The sequence below is a fragment of the Polaromonas sp. P1_F4 genome, from assembly GCF_056405675.1.
Map to the genome: position 1 here is coordinate 17291 of NZ_JBFUBP010000005.1, position 20883 is coordinate 38173.

Here is a 20883-nt window from a genome sequence, read left to right on the forward strand (position 1 = left end):
CACACGAAGTGGGGGAGCGTGGGGGCTCTACTTCTTTTGACTGGCGCGATAGACCTGCATCACCGTCGCGAAGTCGCGATCAAAGTTGATGGGCAGGAAAGTGTCGTTGCCGGGCAGCTGCTTTTTCAGTGTGGGCGAGAAGTTGTAGCTGAACGAGCATTTCTTCACGCGTGCCTGCAGTTCGGGCGAAACGTCCTTGCTCATGGTCCAGGTCTCCGTCATGAAGGGCGGGCTTTCCCAGATCGTGCGGATGCTGGAGCCTTTGACGTCGCCCTTGACGACCATGCGCTGGTACAAGTCGCTGGCCACGGCCGCAGCCGGGAAGAAGCCGTGCATCACACCCGTGACGGAGCGCTCATGCCCGTTGGAGAACACCACTTCGTAATCCTTTTCAGGCGTCAGGCCCAGCGCAGGGAACAGCGCGCGCGGCGCCAGGTTACCCGAGTTGGAAGTCGGCGTGGTGTGCGCGATCTTCTTGCCGATCAGGTCTTTCGGTTCCTTGTACGGGCTGTCGATGCGGGTGATCAGAATCAGCTTGTAGGAGTTGCGCAGGCCCGTGGCCTTGTTGCCTGGCACGCCATATGGTGCGGGCTGGCCGGCGGTGACCAACTGCGCCGCCAGGCCGGGGTTGACCTGTGCCAGCTGGACCTTGCCGGTCGAGATGCCTTCAATCAGCTCTTTTTCACCGAGGATGTCGATGTTGCTGGTCTTGTCCATCGATTCGCCTTGCGCGTTTTGCAGGTCGATGTTTCCGCAGCGTGACAGGTGGCTGAAGTAGTCGCCCCACAAGGCCATGGTTTCGCTCTTGCCGTAGGTTTTGGGCATGGCCACGACCATTTTTTCGCGAGGGCCGGAATATTTTTCGGGCGCGGGGGCAGCCGCCGCGGCTTTCGCCTTGCGTGCAGGCTTCGCCTCGTCGGTCTGGGCTGTTGCTGAACCCAGGGCGCAAGCGGCGCTGGCCAGTATTGCTGCATGGCGTAAATAAAACTTCATGTGATCACTCCTCCAGTTGTCTATGAAACGATACGCAGGAGTGCTGTTTTGTGTGCCTCTGGCCGCACAAACAGCACCCCCAACACAATTAGTGTGCATGAAGGTGTATCAAAACCAACTTTTTGTTACATTCCAATGAGTACCTTCGTGACATAAATGGCGGTATCTCCTCCGGAGGGTGTTGTTTTTCCATTGAAAAAATGCGCTGTGAGGCCGAGAAGGCCTGGGCGGCGGCCGGTTCAGGCGATGAGGGATGCGTCGATTTTCCCGAGCAGCCATTGCAGGCCGGCCAGGTGCTGTTGGTCGTGGCTGCACAGGTAGTGCACCAGGCTGCGCAGTGTGAGCGCGCCGTAGCCCTCGAATTGCGCCGTGCGGTCCAGTTGCTGTGGCGCAAGGCCCGACAGCGTTTCCAGGGTTTGGGTACGTGCCTGCCTGAACTCCGCAAGGACCTTCCGCACATCAGCCGTGGCGTAGCTGCGTTCTTTCTCCAGCACGTAGCCGTCCAGTGATTCCAGCACGGGCCTGGTTTCTGACAAGGTGCGCTGAAACCGCACGTGGTACCCGTCGATCTCGATATCCCTGACGTGGCAGACCTGCGCAATGGCGGTGAAGTGTTCGCTGGGAATGCCTTCCCACGACGGTGGCGTCCAATTCCGGTGGCTTTCAGGAACAGCCTCAAAAAACCGTTCCAGCTGGCGCGGAAAATCCGCCATGGCCTGAAGCGTTGCAGGGTTCAGGGGCTGGTCGACGTGCATCAGCCTGCCTTCCGCAGCGAAGGCCACAGCACCGCCTGCGCCACGATCACGTTCTCGCCATTGAAGGTCGCCGCCGGCGAGCCGTAAAGCTCGTAACCCATGGCAAGCACTTCACTCACCCGACGGCAAAAGCTCGCGTCATCCGGGCCGGTAAGGAGCCTGTAGGTGGGAAGACCGTCGGGGGGCGTGGTGGCGGGTGATGTCATGGCGGCAAGCAGCTGATGAACGGAGGGCGATATTACCGTTTCCGCCCACCTGCTGCAGGACGCCGTGCTGCAGACCCCCTTTTCAGGCCTTGCTCAGGCCTTCACCATCCCCGGCAAGGCCATCACACGCCCCGGCGCCGGCATCCCGGTAAAGGCAAAGTCGACCTCCGGCACGCGACCGCTCACGATGTCGGCAATCGCCGCGCCCGAGCCGCACGCATGCGTCCAGCCCAGCGTGCCATGGCCGGTGTTCAGGAAGACGTTGGAAGCTTTGCTCTTGCCGATGTAAGGCACGTTGCTCGGCGTGGCCGGGCGCAAGCCCGTCCAGAACTGCGCGCCTTCGCCATCCGTCATCTCGGGAAAGAGCTGCTTCACGCGGCGCACGATGGCATTGCAGCGCACCAGGTTCAGCTCGGTGTTGTAGCCATTGAGCTCTGCCGTGCCAGCAATGCGCAGGCGGTTGCCAAAACGTGAAAACACCAGCTTGTACTCGTCGTCCGTCAGGCTCACCTGGTAAGAAGCGGCTTCGTTGATGACGGGCAAGGTGACCGAATAACCCTTGGCCGGGTAGATGCGCAGGCTTTGCCCCAGCACCCTGGCCCACTGCGCGCTGAAAGCGCCCAGGCACATCACATACGCATCGGCTTTCAGCATTTCGACCCGGCCCCCGGCCTCGCCGCTGCCCATGGCCACCTGCACGCCGTTCAGTTGTCCTTGCGCAGCGTCCAGGCCCAGCACGGTCGTGTTGTACAAAAATTTCACACCGGCTTGTTCGCAGCGCGCAGCCAGCGCGGCGGTAAACGCGTGCGCGTCACCTGATTCATCGCTGGGGGTCATGCTGCCGCCGACGATGCTGCCGCGGCATTGCGCCAGTGCGGGTTCAATCGCCGCGCACTCATCGGCGGTTTTCATGTCCAGCTCGCAGCCGTGCTCGCGCATGATGCGCGCGGGCTCCTGCGCGGCGTCGTACTCGGCCTGGCTGGTGTAGAAGTGCAGGATGCCTTTGGTCTGCGCGTTGTACAGCAGGCCCAGTTCGGCACGCAGCTTTTGCAGCGCGCCGCGGCTGTACATGCCCAGGTTCACGATCTGCTTGATGTTTTGTGCCGTGCGCGCGGGCGTGCAGTTGCGCAAGAACTCCAGCCCCCACAGCCACTGGTTCACATCGGCGCGCAGCCTGAAAAGCAGCGGCGCATCTTCACGAGCCAGCCACTGCAGCACTTTCAGCGGCGCACCCGGGTTGGCCCAAGGCTCTGCGTGGCTTACCGATATTTGCCCGCCGTTGGCAAAGCTGGTTTCCATCGCGGCCGCGCCGCGCCGTTCGACCACCGTGACTTCGTGCCCCCGCTGCGACAAATACCAGGCCGTGGTGATACCCGTGACACCCGCACCCAAAACCATGACTTTCATGGCAGTTCCTTTTCATTCAAGCAGAACATTGCAGTAGCGCAAGCGCCGTGCCAGGGGTTGCTGTTGAATCGGAAGAATCGTGGCAACCGCCAAGCCATCACATGCTTGCGGCCGCTTCCACTGTCCTTGTTACCTGAGAGATTCAGCCGCTGCTTTTATGTCGATGACAAGCTTCGGCTTTGCTCCTTCGGTGCGCTGCACCTTGCGTGCGGCGTCTCTCCAGACGGCTGTGTGTTCCGGGCAGTACGGGACCTGAGCGATTATGGAAGTTTGCGCCTTCGGTGGCTGCCTTGGGGGGCAGCGCTCTCCTGCTTGAACGGGTTTGAATTTACCACCGAAGCCTGTTTTTCCAAGCGTGAATAGGGCGTTCAGTACAGGTCTAGCGGGTTGATTCAGGCGCTTAATAGTAGGAAGCAGGGCGGCTCAGCCTTCGCTCGCCGCCTTCACAAACGCGGCTTTGGCATCGGTATAGGCCTCGCGGTCACCCGGGTGCCTGGCCGCCAGTTCCGCCTTGAGCGCGGCATAGCGCGCCGCCAGCGCCGGGTCCGAACGCAGGGCGTCGCGAAAACGCAGGCGCTGCGCCCACACCTCACCGCCGTGAACCACCAGGTGCAGATGATGGGTGCGCCGCCCTTCTGCCCAGCGCATCAGCCATTTACGGTCAGTCAACGAGGCGTTGAATTCAGCGGAGGTCGTGTAACCGTTGGCGCACAGCGGCGCCAGAAGCGCTTCAGCCGCCGCGATTGATTCCACACCGGCCAGCATGTCAATCACCGGTTTGGCCGCCAGGTCGGGCACGGCCGTGCTGCCGATGTGCTGGATGTCGATCAGGCGGGCCGGCAGCTGGGGGGAGAGCGCACGCAGGCGGTCCCGCTCAGCCACAAACTGCAGGGGCCAGGCCGGGTCGTAGGCCTGCAAGACCACTTCCTCGTGGATAGCGGCAAGCAGCGATTCCTGGTCAGTCATGCGGGGCGTGGCTGGTGGGTTGTTGTACAGGGGCGAAAAACGCTGCGCGGCACGCCAGAATCGTTTGTGAGGCCACTTTTAGGGCATTTTGAGCATGAAAAAGGCCTTCAGCCCAATAAAGACGGGCGCGAGCAGCTACTAAAACAATAGCAACCAGAAATCCCCACGGCTGCGAATGGGGCGATCTGCATTTCATTTACCTGAGCGCCAGCACAGCTTTGCGCGCCTGTGCCAGCCGCTCTTCCAGGTAAGCGCCATAAAAGTCGGTAGACGCCAGGCCAACCAGCCGTTCCGCCAGCTCCTGCCCGGCCGGGCCCAGAAACAGCACGGTGGGCGTGAAGCCCGCTTTCCATGCAGCAACCTGGGCTGCGGCTGTCGTCCACTTGCCGTCGAAGCCAGCCAGCGGCGTGACGCGGTCGCTGATGTTGAGCTGCCAGGCCTGCAGGCTGCCGTCACGCTGCGCTGGCAGCAGGTAGTTGCGCCGCACCAGTTCGCAAAAGGGGCAGCCGGGCAGGCTGATCAGCAGCACAAGGGGTTCATTTTTCTGGATGGCAAACCCCGCCGCCACGGGCAAGGACGCGGGCACAGGCAAGGCCGTGTCTTTGGCCAGCGCAAGCCCGGGCAAGGCCAGGCCGCCTACCAAAGCGGCGGTGAACTGGCGGCGGCCCACCGGGCTCATTCAGCGCTTTCCAGCAAAATCTTCGTCAGCGCAGCCGGTTCGGTGATCATGGGGTCATGGCCGGTCTTGATCTCCACCACGCGCGAATTCGGCAGCCATGCACCGTCCCAGAATTTCGGGTCTTTCACGCGCAGGCGGCTGGGTTCGATGGTGGCCAGCGCCGGCTGCGTGCAGCTGACGAAAGTGCGCGGCACGGCCGCCACGCGTTTCACGTCAAAGTCCAGCGGCGCCTGGTAGGTGTTGCCGGGGTGCGGCGTCTGCCGGCGCTTGACCCATTCACGGTCGGCATCGTGCAGGCCGAACACCTCCGGGTCGGGCGCCGGAAAGCTGAAGCTGGGTGAAGCTTGCGCCGCCGCCATGCGCTGCTGCTGCGTGGCGCTGGCCTGCGTGCTGCTCCAGCTCTCGCCGGGCTTGGGCACCACCGCATCCACATACACCAGGTGCTTGATGCGGTCGGGCATGCGGTCAGTGACGGCCGTGCCGATCATGCCGGCATAGGAATGCACCGCGAGCGTCACCTCGTGCAGCTCTTCCGCTTCGATCAGGTTGATCACGTCGTTGATGTGCGTGTCCAGGTTGATCGTGGGTGAGAGCAAATGGGCGCGTTCGCCCAGGCCGGTCAGCGTCGGCGTGAAGACTTTGTGGTGGTCCAGCTGCAGCGCCTGCGCCACCCGCCGCCAGCACCAGCCGCCATGCCACGCGCCGTGCACCAGAACAAAATTGTGTTTCATCGCGTCACCTTTTTGTTGAAGCTTGCTGTATCAAATGGTCTTGCCACTCTTCAGTTCAGACAACTGGGCGGCTGAATAGTTCAGCACCTCGCGCAGCACTTCGTCCGTGTGCTGGCCCAGCAGCGGCGGCGGCAGGTCGGTGCGCACCGGCGTCGCACTCATACGGATCGGGCTGGAGACCAGCTTCAAATCATCCTTCACCGGGTGCTTCCACTCCGTCACCATCTTGCGCGCCTCGATCTGCGGGTCGGCAAACACCTCAGCCAGGCTGTTGATCGCACCGCACGGCACCTTCGCCGCCTCCAGCGCACCCAGCCAGTCGGCTTTGCTGCGCGTTTTCATCACCGCTTCCAGGATCGGCACCAACTGGCCACGGTTGAGCACGCGGTTGCGGTTGGTGGCAAAAAGCGGGTTGGTCGCCAGCTCCGGAATGTTGGCCACCGCGCAGAACTTCGCATACTGCGAGTCATTGCCCACCGCGAGGATCAAATGGTCCTTGCTGCCGTCAGCCGCGGGCGCTACTTCAAACACCTGGTAAGGCACGATGTTCTGGTGCGCATTGCCCGCCCGGCCAGGCGCCTTGCCGCTCACCAGGTAGTTGGCGCCCAGATTGGCCAGCATCGCCACTTGGGTATCCAGCAGCGCCATATCCACCTGCTGGCCTTCACCGGTTTTCTCGGCATGGCGCAACGCGGCCAGTATCGCCACCGTCGCATACATGCCCGTCATCAGGTCGGCCACCGCCACACCCACCTTCTGCGGCCCGCCGCCCAGGTCGTCGCGCTCACCGGTCACACTCATCAGCCCGCCCATGCCCTGAATTGCGTAGTCATACCCCGCACGGTCCGCATAAGGCCCGTTCTGCCCAAAGCCCGTGACCGAGCAATACACGAGGCGCGGGTTGATGGCTTTCAACGAGGCGTAATCAAGCCCATAGCGTGCCATGTCGCCTACTTTGAAGTTCTCCACAAACACATCGCAATGCGCAGCCAGCTCCCGCATCAGTGCCTGGCCCGCAGGCTGCGCAATGTCGCAGGTCACGGAACGCTTGTTGCGGTTCGTGCCCAGGTAGTAGGCAGCTTCAGTGTCCGCCCCCCGCGCGTCCTTCAAAAACGGCGGCCCCCAGGTCCGCGTGTCATCGCCCGTACCGGGCCGCTCAATCTTGATGACGTCAGCGCCCAGGTCAGCCAGTGTCTGGGTACACCAGGGGCCCGCGAGCACGCGGGAGAGGTCGAGGATGCGGATGCCGTCTAAAGAGTTCATGAGGGCATTTTGCCTTTAGCTCTTGGCGCTATCGGCCCCCATTCACTCACGCTCCTCTTGATGTTGTGCCTGTATGTTTGTACAGTATCGTCCTGACGTAAACAATAAGGGAGAAAGAAAGATGATCAAAGGAAGCTGCTGCTGCGGCGCCATTCAGTTTGAGTTGTCAGAGGTTCCGAGCATGATGGGCACGTGTCATTGCTCCCGCTGCAGGAAAGTAGGTGCGAGCACTTTTGTTTTTGTCAAAAAGAACGCTTTTCACTGGATTCGAGGCCGCGAGTTGGTATCCCGTTATGAGCCGGAACCGCCGTTCAAGTACGCGAGGTGCTTCTGCCAGAAGTGCGGTACGGCGCTCGGTGAAGTGGAATCGCAGCAGGACTCCTTTCCGGTTGCGGCCAACAGCCTGGATGACGACCCCGAGGTCCGCAACATGTTTCACGAGTTTGTTGCCAATAAACCGGCGTGGTATGAGATTTGTGATGCCGCCAAACAGTTTCAGGAGCATCCGGTCAAGGCCTGAGCGAGTTGCATGGGTACAAAATAAACAGTGGCTCGATAACTTTGAAGCTCGAGCGATCTAGTGCATTTTGGCCGGTTAATGTAGGCTGTCGCTTCGCTAGAATTTCAGAAATCCAAGCCGGGTTATTTCGCACTGGCCGATGTTGGCTGGCGGTGCTGCGAGATCCATCAAAAAGTCAGACCTCGTCATGCGTGAAATGCCGCCGTTCTATCCACTTCATCGCTCGATCCGGCGTTTCTGGAATCCCGTCGAGAGCCGTTACTGGACATATGAGCGCCCATCTGTCATTGAAGCGACGTGCGATCAGTGTGAAGCGCCTTACCTGTTCAATCCCGACCCTGTTCCCGCCTACCCATACAACCCTGAGAGCGGCGGTTATACAGTTCTTAAAGGTGAAATCTGCGGCTCAATAGTTGGTCGCGGCGCATGTGGGAAGTGCGGAAAGATTGCAACGTCTCTCACTTGGCCAGAGGCCGCTCACATCCAAATCAAAGTTGCGGAAGGCATTCTTTGGTCCTGGAACACCGAGCAACTTGTAGTGATTCGAGCGCATGTTGCCGGCAACAAGGTCCTGTTGCGAAGAATGCTCATGAATGACTGGCGCCTATCAAGAATAATCGGGCGAATTCCCACGTTCGCCACGCTTAAACGCAATCGCTTCAAAATTCTCAACTCAATTGATCGGTATCTCAGAAAGCGATTTGCCTGAATCGGATCAACACGACAGTCGAGAAGATCGCCACAAGCAGGGAACACTTTTCATGATGAAGAAGACCACCCCGGCCACGAGCCCTGATGCATACGTCGCGGCCTTGTCCGGCTGGCATCGTGCGACGGTTGAGCAACTACGGGCAGCTGTCCTGGGTGGCGCCGCTTTGGAAGAAGTCATCAAGTGGGGTCATCTGGTCTATCTGTCGAACGGGCCGGCGCTGCTGATCCGAGCAGAAGAAAACCGCGCGTTGTTCGGTTTCTGGCGTGGGCAGCGCCTTCGCGAGATGGACCCGCTGCTCAAACCCGGCGGCAAGTACGAAATGGCGACGAGAGAGTTTCACGAGGGTGATGAGGTCAACGCGGCCTTGTCGCGACGTCTCGTCAGAGAGGCGGTGCGACTCAACAAGACGTTTGGCGATCCTACGAAGCTTTAACAGCGAACCATCCCGTGAAATCTTTGAAACCCTTGTCTCCAAGAGTCTTTGCGATCCTCGTTCTGGTGATCGTCGGGTGCATCTATGTTGCGCTGCTCAAACCCGTCGCCTGGCTGGTGGATGCAGGTTACTTGCGACCCGGACGCGGGCGCGGGTTGCAGGCCATACCGCTCTATTTCATCCCTTACTTCGTCATTCAGCTGGCCACGGGTTTGACCTTTGATCAGATTTGTGACGGGTGGCAACGCCTTTCAAGTCTTCTCAAGGTTGTTGCGGCAGTGGTCCTGGCTTGCACCGTTGCCGCCGTTGTCTTTGTTTATCTGACTTTTCTGGCGTAAGCGCGACTTAAACGACGAGCCACACGCCGTCGGCTCAATAAGTCTTGTACGGCAAGAACTTCCCCGACAACACCACATTCACCCGATCCCCTTTGGGGTCAGGCTGCCGCACGATGTCCATGCTGAAGTCGATGGCGCTCATGATGCCGTCGCCGAATTCTTCGTGGATCAGTTCCTTGATCGTGGTGCCGTAGACGCTGACGATTTCATACCAGCGGTAGATCAGCGGGTCGGTGGGCACGGGCGTTGGCAGTGAGCCTTTGTAGGGCACGACTTGCAGCCATTTTTGTTCTTCAGCCGTCAGGCCAAAAATCTTGCCGATGACTTTGGCCTGTTTGGCGTCAAAGGTCATTTGGCCCAGGCAGCCGGCGGTGACCCACTCTTTGCTGAGGCCGACTTTTTTGGCGACGGATTCCCAGGTGATACCTTTGCTGACTTTGACGGTGATGATTTTTTCGGTGATGTCGTTGCGGTTCATGGTTTCTTTGCTCCTGTGTTTGAGATGGTTTGGGTGAAGTGAAAGTGAAACGGGCGGTCAATGCGCCTTGGCGCGGGTGACCAGGAAATCGACGATGTGGTTGCGTAGCTCGTAGTAGCCGGGCAGGTGGTGGAGGCCGGCGCGCGTGCGTTCTCGTGGCAATGGGTTGATGACTTCTTCGGCGATGCGGCCTGGTGCGTAGACGCCTTCGTTGTCGGTGCCATTGCTCATCAAGAGGATGCGGTCGGCCAGCAGGATGGCTTCGTCCACATCGTGGGTGATCATGAAGACGGTTTGCTGGGTCTCGCGCACGATGGCCATCAGCTCGTCCTGGATGGTGCCGCGTGTGAGTGCGTCCAGCGCGCCAAAGGGTTCGTCCAGCAGCAACATCTTGGGCTGGATGGCAAAGGCGCGGGCAATGCCTACGCGTTGCTTCATGCCGCCTGAGAGTTGCGACGGCTTTTTGTCGATGGCGGCTGAAAGGCCGACCATGGCGACGAACTTTTCCACATGCGCATTGACTTGTGTCGAAGTCCAATCGGCCCAGCGTGACACCACCGCAAACGCGATGTTCTTGCGCACGGTGAGCCAGGGCATGAGTGCATGGCTCTGGAACACCACGCCGCGCTCCAGGCTGGGGCCGCCGATCTCGCGGTTTTCCATGAAGATGTGGCCGGCGGTGGCGCCGTCGAGTCCGGCCAGCACATTGAGGATGGTGGTCTTCCCGCAGCCCGAGTGGCCGATGATGCAGACGAACTCGCCCTTGCTGATGCTGAAAGACACATCGGCAAACACCGGCCGGGCGGGCAGGGTGGTGCTGAAGTCTTTGCTGAGCCCTTCGATCTTGAGAAATCCCTGCATGTGTTCTTTCGTTTGGGGGCGTGCTGTGTGAGTGCGTGTGGCCGTGTCACTCCACATAGGTCACCGCCTTCTGCAGCTGAGCGAAGGCCAGGTCCAGCAGCATGCCGACGATGCCGATGACCAGGATGGCGAAGATCACGTTGGTGAGTGAGAGGTTGTTCCACTCGTTCCAGACGAAGTAGCCGATGCCGGTGCCGCCTACCAGCATCTCGGCCGCCACAATCACCAGCCAGGCAATGCCCATGGAGATGCGCATGCCGGTCAGGATGGTGGGTGCCGCCGCCGGCAGGATCACCTGGAAGGCCTTGCGCAGGGGACTCACTTCCAGCGTGCTGGCCACGTTGAGCCATTCACGTTTGACTGAAGCCACGCCGAAGGCGGTGTTGATCAGCATGGGCCAGACCGAGCAGATGAAGATCACAAAAATGCCCGAGATGGATGAATCCTTGATGGTGTAGAGCGCCAGCGGCATCCACGCCAGCGGCGAAATCGGTTTAAGCACCTGGATGAAAGGGTCAAATGCCCGGCGCAGCAGCGGCGACATGCCGATCACAAAACCCAGCGGCACGGCGATTGCGCACGCCAGCAAGAAGCCCAGGCCTACACGCGCCAGCGAATGGCCGAGCTGGATCAGGATGCCCTTGTCGTTGGGGCCGTTGTCATACAGCGGGTCGGACACCTGCTTCCAGATGGCTGTGCCCATCTGGCCCAGCGTGGGGAAGCCGGTGGTCTTGGTGTTGCCCGGGTCCTTGCCCATCATCTTCTGGTACTCGATCTGTTCGGCGCTCAGGCCCGCCGTGCTGGCTGCCGGCGTACCGGATGCGGGCAGCGTGGCCACGTACCAGATGCCCAGAAAGGCGAAAAAGATAAGCAGCGAGACGAGTCCCGCCTTCAAATTTAAAGATTTCATGGCGAGACAAGAGGTGAGCGGGCTTGGGTCGCCAAGGAAAACCAAGCCGGGGCCGCGGAACCGGCTTTGCCCGGCCGCAGGCGCAGCGGCCCCTTTTGTGATGAAAGGGGCAGGGAAAGGCCGCAGGCAACACGAAGTGAGTGACCGTGGGGGCTCATAATTTGTTGATGGCGAAGCTCTTCACGTAATCGTCAGGCTTGGCCGGATCAAACTCCTTGCCCATGACCTTGAACTTCTTGTAAGCGCCTTCAGGCGGCTTGAAGCCGGCCAGCGCCATCTGCTTCTTGGCGTCGGTCAGCATGAAGACCTTTTCGGCGATCTGTTTGTAGTTAACCTCACCCTTCACATAACCCCAGCGCTTCATCTGCGTGAGCATCCACACCGCCATGCTCTGCCACGGCACCGGGTCGAAGTTGGCGCGGTCCGGCACGTTGCGGATATTGCCCAGGCCGTCGGCGAATTTTCCGGTCAACACCTGCTGCAGCACGGCCTCGGGCTGATTGAGGTATTGCGTAGGCGCGATCACCTTGGCGATCAGGTCGCGGTCTTTGGGCTGGCTGGCCATGAAGGAGGCACCCAGCACCGCGCGGTACAGCGCGGCAAAGGTGTTGGGGTTCTTCTGGATGAACTCGTCGCTGACGCCAAAGGCGCAGCAGGGGTGGCCGTCCCAGATTTCCTTGGAGAGGATGTGGATGAAACCGACCTCGTCGTACACCGCGCGCTGATTGAAAGGATCGGGGCCGAGGAAGCCGTCGATATTGCCGGCGCGCAGGTTGGCCACCATCTCGGGCGGCGGCACCACCCGCAGCTGCACGTCGGTGTCGGGGTTCAGGCCGTTCTCGGCCAGGTAGTAGCGCAGCAAAAAGTTGTGCATGCTGTACTCGAACGGAATCGCGAACTTGAAGCCTTTCCAGTTCTTCGGGTCGCGATTCGCCTTGTGCTTCACATGCAGCGTGATGGCCTGGCCATTGGTGTTCTGGATGCTGGCCACATTCATGTTGACCTGGTTGGAACCGAGGCCCATGGTCATTGCCAGCGGCATGGGTGACAGGAAGTGGGAGGCGTCATGCTCCCTGTTGATCATCTTGTCGCGTATCAGCGCCCAGCCGGCGGTCTTGTTGAGCTGGACGTTCAGGCCTTCTTTTTTGTAAAAGCCCAGCGGGTCGGCCATGATGAGCGGGCTGGCGCAGGTGATGGCGATAAAGCCGATCTTCAGATCCTTCTTTTCCAGGGGCACGCGGTCTTGCGCCATGGCCTCCAGCGCGCCGAGCGGTAGCACCGAGGCAATAGCAGCGCGCGCCGTGTTGGCGCCCACCGCGCGCAGGAAGTTGCGGCGCACGCTGTCAACCGGGAACAGCGCCTTCACCAGGCTGGCTTCCATGAAGCTGTGCGAGAGCGCTTGCGGGCTGGCGGCAGACGCATTGGCGGCATGGTGATCGGCCGCGCTGTGGTCCCTGCCGCAGCTGCATTTGAGCATCAGGGGCTGGTCGGCGTCGTAGGGAGAAAAGAGGTCAGACATGGCGCACACCTTTCTTTGGAAGATGCGGCTGTCTTGCAAGCGGCGGGCCAATTTTGGCCAATTGGGGCGAAAGCGCGGCAGGTGCCGCATTTCGCTGTGGATGCCATGACAGTGTGTAGGGCACTCACTACAAAAACCGGCGCAGCGGAGTCGGCATGCTGCCTTTTTGTGCGCCGGCGCAGGCGTTTAATGGTTTTTTTGAACCTTCAGCAGCTTCGCGCCTGCGCACAGCGGCGCGGCGTTGCCGTCACCGCACCAAATCCGCGCAGGGCACCGCCCGGTACCCTGCGGTGGGGGCGATCACGCCGGTGAGGAGATTTCGCCCAGCGACTGGCCAACGTCTTCTTCGTCCTGCCCCTTGACCGCGATGTCGCCAATCGAAATGATGCCGACCAGGCCATCCGAGGCATCAAGCACCGGCAGGCGGCGTATCTGGCTGGTAGCCATCTCGGCGAGCACCGTGTCCAGGTCGTCGCTTTCGCGGGCGGTGCGCACGTCTTTGCTCATCACCTTGCTCAGCGGCGTGTCACCGTCCAGGCCCTGCGCCACGGCGCGCACGACGATGTCGCGGTCGGTCACGACGCCCAGCAGTTTGTCGCCCTCGCACACGGGGATCACGCCCACGTCGAGTTCGTCCATCGCTTTCGCGGCCGAAGCCACTGTGTCAGTGGAGGCCAGGGTTCGCACATTGCGGGTCATCACGTCGGTGACGGTTGTCATTGAAATACTCCTTGGGTTGAGCCGGCGGCGCCGTCTGCAACCAGCATGCAGCGCTGGTGGGTGCTTTTTAATCAGCGGGCACCCAAGCGGCCGTAGGACAAGGCCGCGCCAATTGCGCCGTCAGGAGCTGGCAGATGTTTTTGCGTGGCGTTCGGCGTACAGCGCCAGTTCCACGTCATTTTTGGCGCCGGTTTTTTCAAGAATGCGCAGCCGGTAGGTGCTGACGGTGTTGGACGCCAGGCCCAGTTGCGTGCCGATCTCGCCGACGGACTTGCCGGCCGTGAGCAGGCGGAAGACCTGGTGTTCGCGGTGCGACAGGGCTTCAGCGCCGCTGCGCCCGCCGTTGCCACCGACTGCGCTGGCCAGCGCTTCGGCCGTGGCGGCTGAAACGTACATGCCACCAGCCGCCACCTTGCGCACCGCGGCAATCATGTCGTCGGGATTCGCGCTTTTGTTGAGGTAACCGGCCGCACCCAGCTTGATGCAGCGCACCGCGTATTGCTTTTCGGGGTAGGTGCTGAGCATCAGCACCGGCAGGCGCGGCCAGCTTTTTTTCAGGGCCTGCAGCACATCCAGGCCGTCGCGGTCGGGCAGGGCGATGTCCAGCAGCACCGCGCTCAGGCCTTTGTCGCCGCCCAAAGCGTCGACCCGCCGCAGGATGTCGGGGCCGGTTTCCGCTTCGGCCACCACTTCGATGTCGGACGCGTCGGCCAGCACCTGCTTCAGGCCCTCGCGCACGATGCGGTGGTCGTCGCCGATCAGGATTTTGAGGGTGCTCATAATTGAATCCGAAGGTGAAAGAGAGAGCCATGGCCGACCTGGCTGGTGATCTCCAGGCTGCCGCCCAGGTGGCGTGCGCGCTCCCGCATGCCCATCACGCCGTAAGCATTGGCTGCTTCAAAGGCGGCGGCTTCGGCGCCGCGGCCGTTGTCCTGCACGGCGATGCTGATGTCTTTGGCCGTGGCCCGTATGGTGATAGCTACACGACTGGCGGCTGCATGGCGGCCCACGTTGCTGAGCATTTCCTGGAAGATGCGAAAGACGGCAATCGCCGAAGGCTCGGGCAGCGGTGCGGCGTCGGCCACGTCCATCTGCCAGTCCAGGGCCAGCTCGGCCGACTGCACAAACTCATGCGCCTGCCAGTCCAGCGCCGCCCACAGGCCCTGGTGGTCCAGGATGCTGGGGCGCAGGTCGGTGATGATGCGGCCCACGTTGTCGACCGCGTTTTCAATCAGCCGGCCCATGTTCTGGCATTTGCTGCGCATGGTGTCGCGCATGGCCTGCGCGTCGCCGGGTTCGCGTTGTTGCTGTTCGCCCAGGCGTTTGTCGAGCCAGCCCACATCCATCTTCAGCGCCACCAGCAGACTGCCCAGCTCGTCATGTACCTCGCGCGCGATGCGCGTGCGTTCTTCCTCGCGCACAGTGTGGGTGTAGGCGGTGAGCTCGCGCAGGTGTTGCAGCGCTTCAGACAAGGCCTGGGTGCGTTCGCTCACGCGTTGCTCCAGCACCGCATGCGCCTGGCGCAGTGCGTCCTCGGCCTGGCGGCGCGCAGAGATGTCGACAAAGGTCACCACCGCGCCCTGTACCACGCCACCTTCGACGATGGGGTGCGACGAATATTCGACCGCAAACGCACTGCCGTCCTTGCGCCAGAAGAACTCTGTGTCGATGCGGCAGGGCAGCGCCTTGCGAAAGGCGTTAAAGATGGGGCAGAGGTGCTCGGGGTAGTGCGCGCCGCCGGCATGGGAATGGTGCGCCAGCTCATGCATGTTGTGGCCCAGCACGTCGGCGGGGGCATAGCCCAATTGCTCGGCGCCGGCACGGTTGATGAAAGTGCAGCGGCCGTCCATGTCGATGCCGAAGATGCCCTCGCCGGTGGACTCGAGCAGCTGCGATAGTTTGTCGCGCCAGACGGGCTGATTGGTGCCGGGAAGGTGTGCAGGCGAGGGCATGGCGTAGTTCGGTTAACCGCCGTAATCCGTAAATTCGGTAAACATCTTGTCAGGGCAACGCCCGCCTGAGGCGTTGCGTTCGTAGTAGTTCCAGCGATACGCCATTTCGGTGTTGTCCTGGCAAGCCACGCCCTTGTAGAGCTTGCCGTAAGTGGCTCTGGCGCCCGAAGATGATCGAAAGCTGTCAAGGCTTTCAACGACCAGCACACCATCTTTGGGATAAACCTTCAGCACGCCGAAAGACGCATTGCTCGGTATGTCGTAATCAACATAGAGTTCGGTCCGCTCGGGATTCGGGCGCGCTTTCTCTACCAATATAAAAACCGCCTGTTGCTCCGCCACCAGCTCTTGCTGCGTCACGTGGGTAAATGTTTGGGACTGGATTTTTTTGCCGAATTTCAGCGCAGGTCCCAGCACTAGCAGGGGTTTTCGCTCGCCCGTGGCGGCAGGGTTGAACCGGTGTTGAAGCGGCTTTTTAAACCGGTTAACGACAGCCGAGAAAATTTCGTCGTCGCTAAAGTTTTGATTCTGCAGCTCCAAAGCCCAGACAGGGTTTGCAGCACATAGCAGCAGAGCAGCCAGTAATCGGTGTGTTTTGAAATCCATCATCATTGAACGGTTGTGATTGTTGGACCGCATCATGGCATGGCAAAGCCTGAGTTCTTTCCATACTGCACATGCGGGCATGAGCAAACATCGTGCCCAGCTTGGTGCGTGGCCGGGACTGTATCAACCCAAAATCGGTACTGAAGCGGGCTGGACGGAGCGGCTTGCCCTAGGTTCGCCCCAAAACGGGCTGCTTTTTTTGATTCCCTGTAAAGTCCAAGGCATGCTTACGATTTCCGGGGGCGCTGCGCACCTCTCGCCGCGGCCGGTCGCCGCCTTTTTCCTGTCAGTACTGGTTTTGCTCACGGCCTGCAGCCCCACGCTGAACTGGCGCGAGGTTCGGCCCGAGGGCACGCGCCTGGCGCTGCTTTTGCCCTGCAAGCCCGACAAAGCCGAAAAGGTGGTTCCACTGGGTGGCCCGGCAACTACCTTGCGCATGTTGGGTTGTGATGCCGGCGGCGCCACTTTTGCGGTGGCGGTGGCCGACCTCGGTGACGCGTCAAAAGCGGCGCCTGTGCTCGCGCAGTGGCAAAGCCTTACGCTGGCCAACATGAAAGCCGGGTTTGCGCCGCAGGTGTCGCCACTCAAGTTACCCGGTGCTTCCGTCTTGCCGCCGGCCTCGCTGGTCAAGGCCGAGGGGCAGGGCCCCGACGGCAAACCGGTGAACGGGCAGGCCGCTTACTTTGCGCAGGGCGCGCAGGTGTTCCAGGTGGTGATGTATGCCCCGCGCATCGCGCCCGAGGTGGCCGAGACATTTTTCTCCAGCCTCAAGTTTGAATAAAGTGGCTTGCCTTTCATGACCAGCGCAGAAGCTTCCTTGCCGACTTCCCCGAATGCCGCTGCGCCGGCTGCCAGTTCCCACCCGGGCCGGCTGGACGCAAAAACCGGCGCCATTGTTTTCCTGGCGTTTGCCGCCGCGTATTTCTGCTCGGCGCTGGTGCGGGCCATCACCGCCACGCTGGCGCCGGTGCTCACGCAGGAGTTTTCGCTGCATGCGCGCGACCTCGGCCTGCTGGCGGGTGGATATTTCCTGGGCTTTGCCGCCACGCAGCTGCCGCTGGGCACCTGGCTGGACCGCCATGGCCCCAAGCGCGTGATCCTGTGCTTTCTGGCGCTGTCGGTGCTGGGCTGCCTGGCCTTTTCGTTGAGCACCAGCTTTGCCTGGCTGCTGGCGTCGCGCGTGCTGGTGGGCATGGGCGTCAGCGCCTGCCTGATGGCGCCGCTCACGGGTTACCGCCGCTGGTATGAGCCGGCCACGGTGCTGCGCGCCAATTCGTGGATGCTGATGACCGGCTCACTCGGCATGCTGGCGTCTACCCTGCCGGTGCAATGGCTGATGCCCTTGACGGGCTGGCGGCCCCTCTTCTGGATACTGGCCGCGATGATCTTGCTGTCGATGGCCGCGCTCGCCTGGGTGGTGCCGACATGGCAACTCAACAACAAGAACGAAAAAGCCCCCACGCTCCCCGCTTCGCGTGGTTCGCTGCCCCCCGAGGGGGCTGGCCTTGCTCGGGGCGGCCCTTCGCTGCGGCCGGCCGCCTCCAGTGACGCGCACACGGAGGAAGCCGGCTACGCGCCTATCTGGCGCAGCCGCTACTTCCGCAAGATGACGCCATTGGCATTTTTCAATTACGGCGGGCTGGTGGCTGTGCAAACCTTGTGGGCCGGCCCCTGGATGATCAGGGTCGCGGGCTATACGCCGCTGGAGGCGGCGACCGGCCTCTTCTATATCAACGCCTGCATGCTGGTGACCTTCTGGAGCTGGGGCATGGTGAACCCCTGGCTGTCGCGGCACGGCTGGGGCGCCACCCGCCTGATCACCTGGGGTGTGCCCTTCAGCCTCACCGTGCTGGCGGTCAATATCGCGGCCGGCACCTCCACCGGATGGCTGGGCTGGGCGCTGTTTTGCATGGGTTGCAGCGTCATGGGGCTGGCGCAGCCCGCGGTGGGCATGGCGTTCAAGGCCTCGCTCGCCGGCCGGGCGCTCTCGGCCTACAACCTCATGATTTTCGCCGGCGTGTTCACCGTGCAGTGGGGAATCGGCTTGCTGATTGACGTCTTTGCCGCCATGGGCCTGGCACGGGTGGCGAGCTTTCAGGCGGCGATGTCCGTGTTTTTGTGTTGTTGTATCGCCTCATATGGGTATTTCCTCAGTGTGAAAGCTGATAATTCACCGCAATGAACGGCATTTTCATCATTGCTCACGCTCCTTTGGCCTCTGCCTTGCGCCAATGCGTGTTGCATGTGTTTCCGGACAACGCAGCGGGTATTTCCGCGCTGGACGTGCAGCCCAACATGCCGCCCGAAGAAACCCTGGCCCAGGCGCGCATCATGCTGACGCAGCTCGGCACCTCGCATGCCCTGGTGCTGGTTGACGTGTTCGGCGCCACGCCCTGCAATGTGGCGCAAAAGCTGGTGGACGGCGTTCATTCCAAACTCATCACCGGCATCAACCTGCCCATGCTGCTGCGCACCGTGTCTTACCGTCACGAGTCGCTCGATGCACTGGTAGCGCGCGCGCTGATCGGCGCCACGCAGGGCGTGATGCAGGTGGCCATCACCGCGCCGCAAAATCAGGTACGCCGAAATCATGATAAAGACCAGCACGAGCATCAACAATAAGCTGGGCCTGCATGCCCGCGCCTCCGCCAAGCTCACCAAACTCGCCGGCAGCTTTGGCTGCGAGGTCTGGATGAGCAAGGGCGAGCGCCGCGTCAACGCCAAAAGCATCATGGGCGTGATGATGCTGGCGGCCGGGCTGGGCAGCACCGTGGAGGTCGAGACCAACGGCAACGACGAGCAGGCCGCGATGGACGCCATCCTCGCTTTGATCGCCGACAAGTTCGGCGAAGGGGAATGAATGGCCCCCACGCTTTTCACTTCGTGTAATACGCTGCCCCCCGAGGGGGCCGCCCCGCCTGCGGCCCGGCAAAGCCGGTTCCACGTCTCGGACTGGCTCGAAGATACCGTCGTGCAGGGAGTTGTTGCATGACTTTTTCAGTCCACGGCCTGGCGGTCTCGCGCGGCATTGCTATCGGCCGTGCCGTGCTGGTGGCCTCCAGCCGCGCCGACGTGGCGCACTATTTCGTGGACGATGCCAAGACGGCGGACGAGATCACGCGGGTCAGGGTGTCGCGCAATGCGGTGATGGAGGAAATCACGCGCCTGCAGCAGGACCTGCCCAAGGACGCGCCGCACGAGCTGGCTGCGCTGCTCGACGTGCACCTGATGCTGCTGCAGGACGAGCAGCTGATCAGCGGCGTGAAACACTGGATCGTCGACCGCCACTACAACGCTGAGTGGGCGTTGACCACGCAGTACGAAATCATTGCGCGCCAGTTCGACGACATGGAAGACGAGTACCTGCGCGAACGTAAGGCCGACCTCGAGCAGGTGGTCGAGCGCATCCTGCGCCACATGAAGGGCGTGGCGTCGCCGGTGCAGCCCGCGGCCCAGGCCGGTGCCAGCCGCAAGCAGTCGCAGCAGGATCTGTTGCTGGACGACACGACGGACGTGCCGCTGGTGCTGATTGCGCATGACATTTCCCCGGCCGACATGCTGCAGTTCAAGCAGAGCCTCTTTGCCGGCTTTGCCACCGACGTGGGCGGCAAGACCTCGCACACCGCCATCGTGGCGCGCAGCATGGACATCCCGGCGGTGGTCGGGGCGCGCAGTGCCAGCCAGCTGATCAAGCAGGACGACTGGGTCATCATCGACGGCGAGGCCGGGGTGTTGATCGTCGACCCGTCGCCCATCATCCTGGCCGAATACGGCTTCAAGCAGCGTCAGGGCGAGCTGGAACGCCAGCGCCTGAACCGGCTCAAGCACACGGCCGCGCTGACCATCGACGGGCAGAAAGTCGATCTGCTGGCCAACATTGAAATGCCCGAAGACACGGTGGGCGCGGTGGCTGCGGGTGCTGTCGGCGTCGGGCTGTTTCGCAGTGAATTCCTTTTCATGGGCCGCAGCGGCAAGCTGCCCGACGAGGAAGAGCAATACCAGGCCTACCGCAAGGCGATTGAAGGCATGCACGGCCTGCCCGTCACCATCCGCACTGTGGACATCGGCTCCGACAAGCAACTGGATCGCCACAAGGCGCAGGACACCCACCTCAACCCGGCGCTGGGCCTGCGCGCGATTCGCTGGAGCCTGGCCGACCCGCCGATGTTTTTGACGCAGCTGCGTGCCATTTTGCGCGCGGCCGCGCATGGCAAGGTCAACCTGCTGGTGCCCATGCTGGCGCATGGCAGTGAAATCCGCCAGACCATGGCGCTGATCGACCGCGCACGCGCGTTGCTCGACAACAAGGGCGTTCCGTACGGGCCGGTGCGGCTGGGCGCGATGATCGAAATCCCGGCCGCGGCGCTGACGCTCAAGCTGTTCCTGAAGTACTTCGACTTCCTGTCCATCGGTACCAACGACCTGATCCAGTACACGCTGGCCATCGACCGCGCCGACGAGGCGGTTTCGCATCTGTACAACCCCTGCCACCCGGCCGTGCTGCGGCTGATTGCCGACACCATCAACGAATGCAACGCGCAGGGCAAGGGTGTCAGCGTTTGCGGCGAGATGGCCGGCGACGTCACCATGACGCGCCTGCTGCTGGGCATGGGTTTGCGCAGCTTTTCCATGCACCCGTCGCAGATCCTCGCGGTCAAGCAGCAAATCCTGCGCGCCGATGCCGCCAAGCTGCAGCCCTGGGCCGAACAGGTGCTGGCCTGCGAAGAGCCGGCGACGATGCTGCAAGGTTGAGGGCTGTCGGGCTGTCATTGCTATTAAAAACATAGCTGCTTGCGCCCGTCTTGATTGGGCTGGAGCCCGAAAACATTGCTAA

Annotated in this window: 25 protein-coding genes and 1 riboswitch; of the genes, 9 read left to right on the forward strand and 16 right to left on the reverse strand. The window is 61.7% G+C overall.

The features are described from left to right. Positions 1-27 precede the first annotated feature (27 nt). The 8 genes from phnD to AC1DYQ_RS11765 all read right to left on the reverse strand — a co-directional run bounded on the left by phnD (position 28) and on the right by AC1DYQ_RS11765 (position 7000). Positions 28-993: a phosphate/phosphite/phosphonate ABC transporter substrate-binding protein gene (gene phnD, locus AC1DYQ_RS11730; protein WP_477657362.1), complete on the reverse strand. Its 966-nt coding sequence runs from the start codon at positions 991-993 to the stop codon at positions 28-30. Positions 994-1232: 239 nt separating this feature from the next. After that, entirely contained in the window at positions 1233-1748 is a 516-nt protein-coding gene (locus AC1DYQ_RS11735) for a DinB family protein (RefSeq protein ID WP_477686934.1), read from the reverse strand. Continuing rightward, on the reverse strand, positions 1748-1954 hold the full coding sequence (locus tag AC1DYQ_RS11740) for a DUF1737 domain-containing protein (RefSeq protein WP_477668885.1): 207 nt from the start codon (positions 1952-1954) through the stop codon (positions 1748-1750). The genes AC1DYQ_RS11735 and AC1DYQ_RS11740 overlap by 1 nt, the downstream gene beginning before the upstream one ends. A 93-nt stretch (positions 1955-2047) precedes the next feature. Further along, positions 2048-3361 (reverse strand): D-amino acid dehydrogenase, encoded by a 1314-nt coding sequence (locus AC1DYQ_RS11745; RefSeq protein ID WP_477686935.1) that lies wholly within the window; start codon positions 3359-3361, stop codon positions 2048-2050. 111 nt (positions 3362-3472) lie between these two features. Then, positions 3473-3594, reverse strand: a riboswitch (glycine riboswitch). Between the two features lie 190 nt (positions 3595-3784). After that, positions 3785-4327, reverse strand: coding sequence for a GrpB family protein (locus tag AC1DYQ_RS11750; RefSeq protein ID WP_477686936.1), 543 nt, complete (start codon positions 4325-4327; stop codon positions 3785-3787). 196 nt (positions 4328-4523) lie between these two features. Next, the gene (locus AC1DYQ_RS11755) at positions 4524-5006 is read right to left on the reverse strand and encodes a thioredoxin domain-containing protein (protein WP_477686937.1); all 483 of its coding nucleotides are present in this window, start codon (positions 5004-5006) and stop codon (positions 4524-4526) included. Then, positions 5003-5737: an alpha/beta fold hydrolase gene (locus AC1DYQ_RS11760; RefSeq protein WP_477686938.1), complete on the reverse strand. Its 735-nt coding sequence runs from the start codon at positions 5735-5737 to the stop codon at positions 5003-5005. The genes AC1DYQ_RS11755 and AC1DYQ_RS11760 overlap by 4 nt, the downstream gene beginning before the upstream one ends. A 30-nt stretch (positions 5738-5767) precedes the next feature. Then, positions 5768-7000: a CaiB/BaiF CoA transferase family protein gene (locus AC1DYQ_RS11765; protein WP_477686939.1), complete on the reverse strand. Its 1233-nt coding sequence runs from the start codon at positions 6998-7000 to the stop codon at positions 5768-5770. 121 nt (positions 7001-7121) lie between these two features. On the opposite strand from AC1DYQ_RS11765, the gene AC1DYQ_RS11770 reads away from it, so the two are divergent. The 4 genes from AC1DYQ_RS11770 (at position 7122) to AC1DYQ_RS11785 (ending at position 9003) form a co-directional block, all read left to right on the forward strand. Next, positions 7122-7520 carry a GFA family protein gene (locus tag AC1DYQ_RS11770; protein WP_477686940.1) on the forward strand — a complete coding sequence of 133 codons (399 nt, stop codon included), beginning with the start codon at positions 7122-7124 and terminating at the stop codon, positions 7518-7520. Between the two features lie 187 nt (positions 7521-7707). Next, positions 7708-8229 carry a hypothetical protein gene (locus AC1DYQ_RS11775; protein ID WP_477686941.1) on the forward strand — a complete coding sequence of 174 codons (522 nt, stop codon included), beginning with the start codon at positions 7708-7710 and terminating at the stop codon, positions 8227-8229. A gap of 52 nt (positions 8230-8281) precedes the next feature. After that, the gene (locus AC1DYQ_RS11780; protein WP_477686942.1) at positions 8282-8665 is read left to right on the forward strand and encodes a DUF1801 domain-containing protein; all 384 of its coding nucleotides are present in this window, start codon (positions 8282-8284) and stop codon (positions 8663-8665) included. A 14-nt stretch (positions 8666-8679) separates the two neighbouring features. Next, a complete protein-coding gene (locus tag AC1DYQ_RS11785; RefSeq protein ID WP_477648253.1) occupies positions 8680-9003 on the forward strand; it encodes a hypothetical protein in 324 nt (107 codons plus the stop codon). A 34-nt stretch (positions 9004-9037) separates the two neighbouring features. Here AC1DYQ_RS11785 and cynS read toward each other — a convergent pair whose 3' ends face one another. The 8 genes from cynS to AC1DYQ_RS11825 all read right to left on the reverse strand — a co-directional run bounded on the left by cynS (position 9038) and on the right by AC1DYQ_RS11825 (position 16055). Continuing rightward, positions 9038-9481 (reverse strand): cyanase, encoded by a 444-nt coding sequence (gene cynS / locus AC1DYQ_RS11790; RefSeq protein ID WP_477648254.1) that lies wholly within the window; start codon positions 9479-9481, stop codon positions 9038-9040. A gap of 57 nt (positions 9482-9538) precedes the next feature. Then, entirely contained in the window at positions 9539-10399 is an 861-nt protein-coding gene (locus AC1DYQ_RS11795; protein ID WP_477686943.1) for an ABC transporter ATP-binding protein, read from the reverse strand. Further along, on the reverse strand, positions 10389-11252 hold the full coding sequence (gene ntrB / locus AC1DYQ_RS11800; RefSeq protein ID WP_477686944.1) for a nitrate ABC transporter permease: 864 nt from the start codon (positions 11250-11252) through the stop codon (positions 10389-10391). The genes AC1DYQ_RS11795 and ntrB overlap by 11 nt, the downstream gene beginning before the upstream one ends. Positions 11253-11406: 154 nt before the next feature. Next, entirely contained in the window at positions 11407-12771 is a 1365-nt protein-coding gene (locus tag AC1DYQ_RS11805) for a CmpA/NrtA family ABC transporter substrate-binding protein (protein WP_477686945.1), read from the reverse strand. 300 nt (positions 12772-13071) lie between these two features. After that, positions 13072-13491 carry a CBS domain-containing protein gene (locus AC1DYQ_RS11810; protein ID WP_477686946.1) on the reverse strand — a complete coding sequence of 140 codons (420 nt, stop codon included), beginning with the start codon at positions 13489-13491 and terminating at the stop codon, positions 13072-13074. A 120-nt stretch (positions 13492-13611) separates the two neighbouring features. After that, on the reverse strand, positions 13612-14271 hold the full coding sequence (locus AC1DYQ_RS11815) for a response regulator transcription factor (protein WP_477686947.1): 660 nt from the start codon (positions 14269-14271) through the stop codon (positions 13612-13614). Continuing rightward, positions 14268-15443 (reverse strand): sensor histidine kinase, encoded by a 1176-nt coding sequence (locus AC1DYQ_RS11820; protein WP_477686948.1) that lies wholly within the window; start codon positions 15441-15443, stop codon positions 14268-14270. The genes AC1DYQ_RS11815 and AC1DYQ_RS11820 overlap by 4 nt, the downstream gene beginning before the upstream one ends. Before the next feature lie 12 nt (positions 15444-15455). Beyond that, a complete protein-coding gene (locus tag AC1DYQ_RS11825; RefSeq protein ID WP_477686949.1) occupies positions 15456-16055 on the reverse strand; it encodes a hypothetical protein in 600 nt (199 codons plus the stop codon). 217 nt (positions 16056-16272) lie between these two features. On the opposite strand from AC1DYQ_RS11825, the gene AC1DYQ_RS11830 reads away from it, so the two are divergent. The 5 genes from AC1DYQ_RS11830 to ptsP all read left to right on the forward strand — a co-directional run bounded on the left by AC1DYQ_RS11830 (position 16273) and on the right by ptsP (position 20801). Then, positions 16273-16830, forward strand: coding sequence for a hypothetical protein (locus tag AC1DYQ_RS11830; protein WP_477686950.1), 558 nt, complete (start codon positions 16273-16275; stop codon positions 16828-16830). A gap of 15 nt (positions 16831-16845) precedes the next feature. Then, a complete protein-coding gene (locus tag AC1DYQ_RS11835; RefSeq protein ID WP_477686951.1) occupies positions 16846-18231 on the forward strand; it encodes an MFS transporter in 1386 nt (461 codons plus the stop codon). Further along, positions 18228-18671, forward strand: a complete 444-nt coding sequence (locus AC1DYQ_RS11840) for a PTS sugar transporter subunit IIA (protein WP_457281604.1) — start codon at positions 18228-18230, stop codon at positions 18669-18671. The genes AC1DYQ_RS11835 and AC1DYQ_RS11840 overlap by 4 nt, the downstream gene beginning before the upstream one ends. Continuing rightward, on the forward strand, positions 18640-18909 hold the full coding sequence (locus AC1DYQ_RS11845; protein ID WP_411881272.1) for an HPr family phosphocarrier protein: 270 nt from the start codon (positions 18640-18642) through the stop codon (positions 18907-18909). Before AC1DYQ_RS11840 ends, AC1DYQ_RS11845 begins: the two co-directional genes overlap by 32 nt. 128 nt (positions 18910-19037) lie before the next feature. Beyond that, positions 19038-20801 carry a phosphoenolpyruvate--protein phosphotransferase gene (gene ptsP, locus AC1DYQ_RS11850; protein ID WP_457281601.1) on the forward strand — a complete coding sequence of 588 codons (1764 nt, stop codon included), beginning with the start codon at positions 19038-19040 and terminating at the stop codon, positions 20799-20801. Positions 20802-20883: the final 82 nt, after the last annotated feature.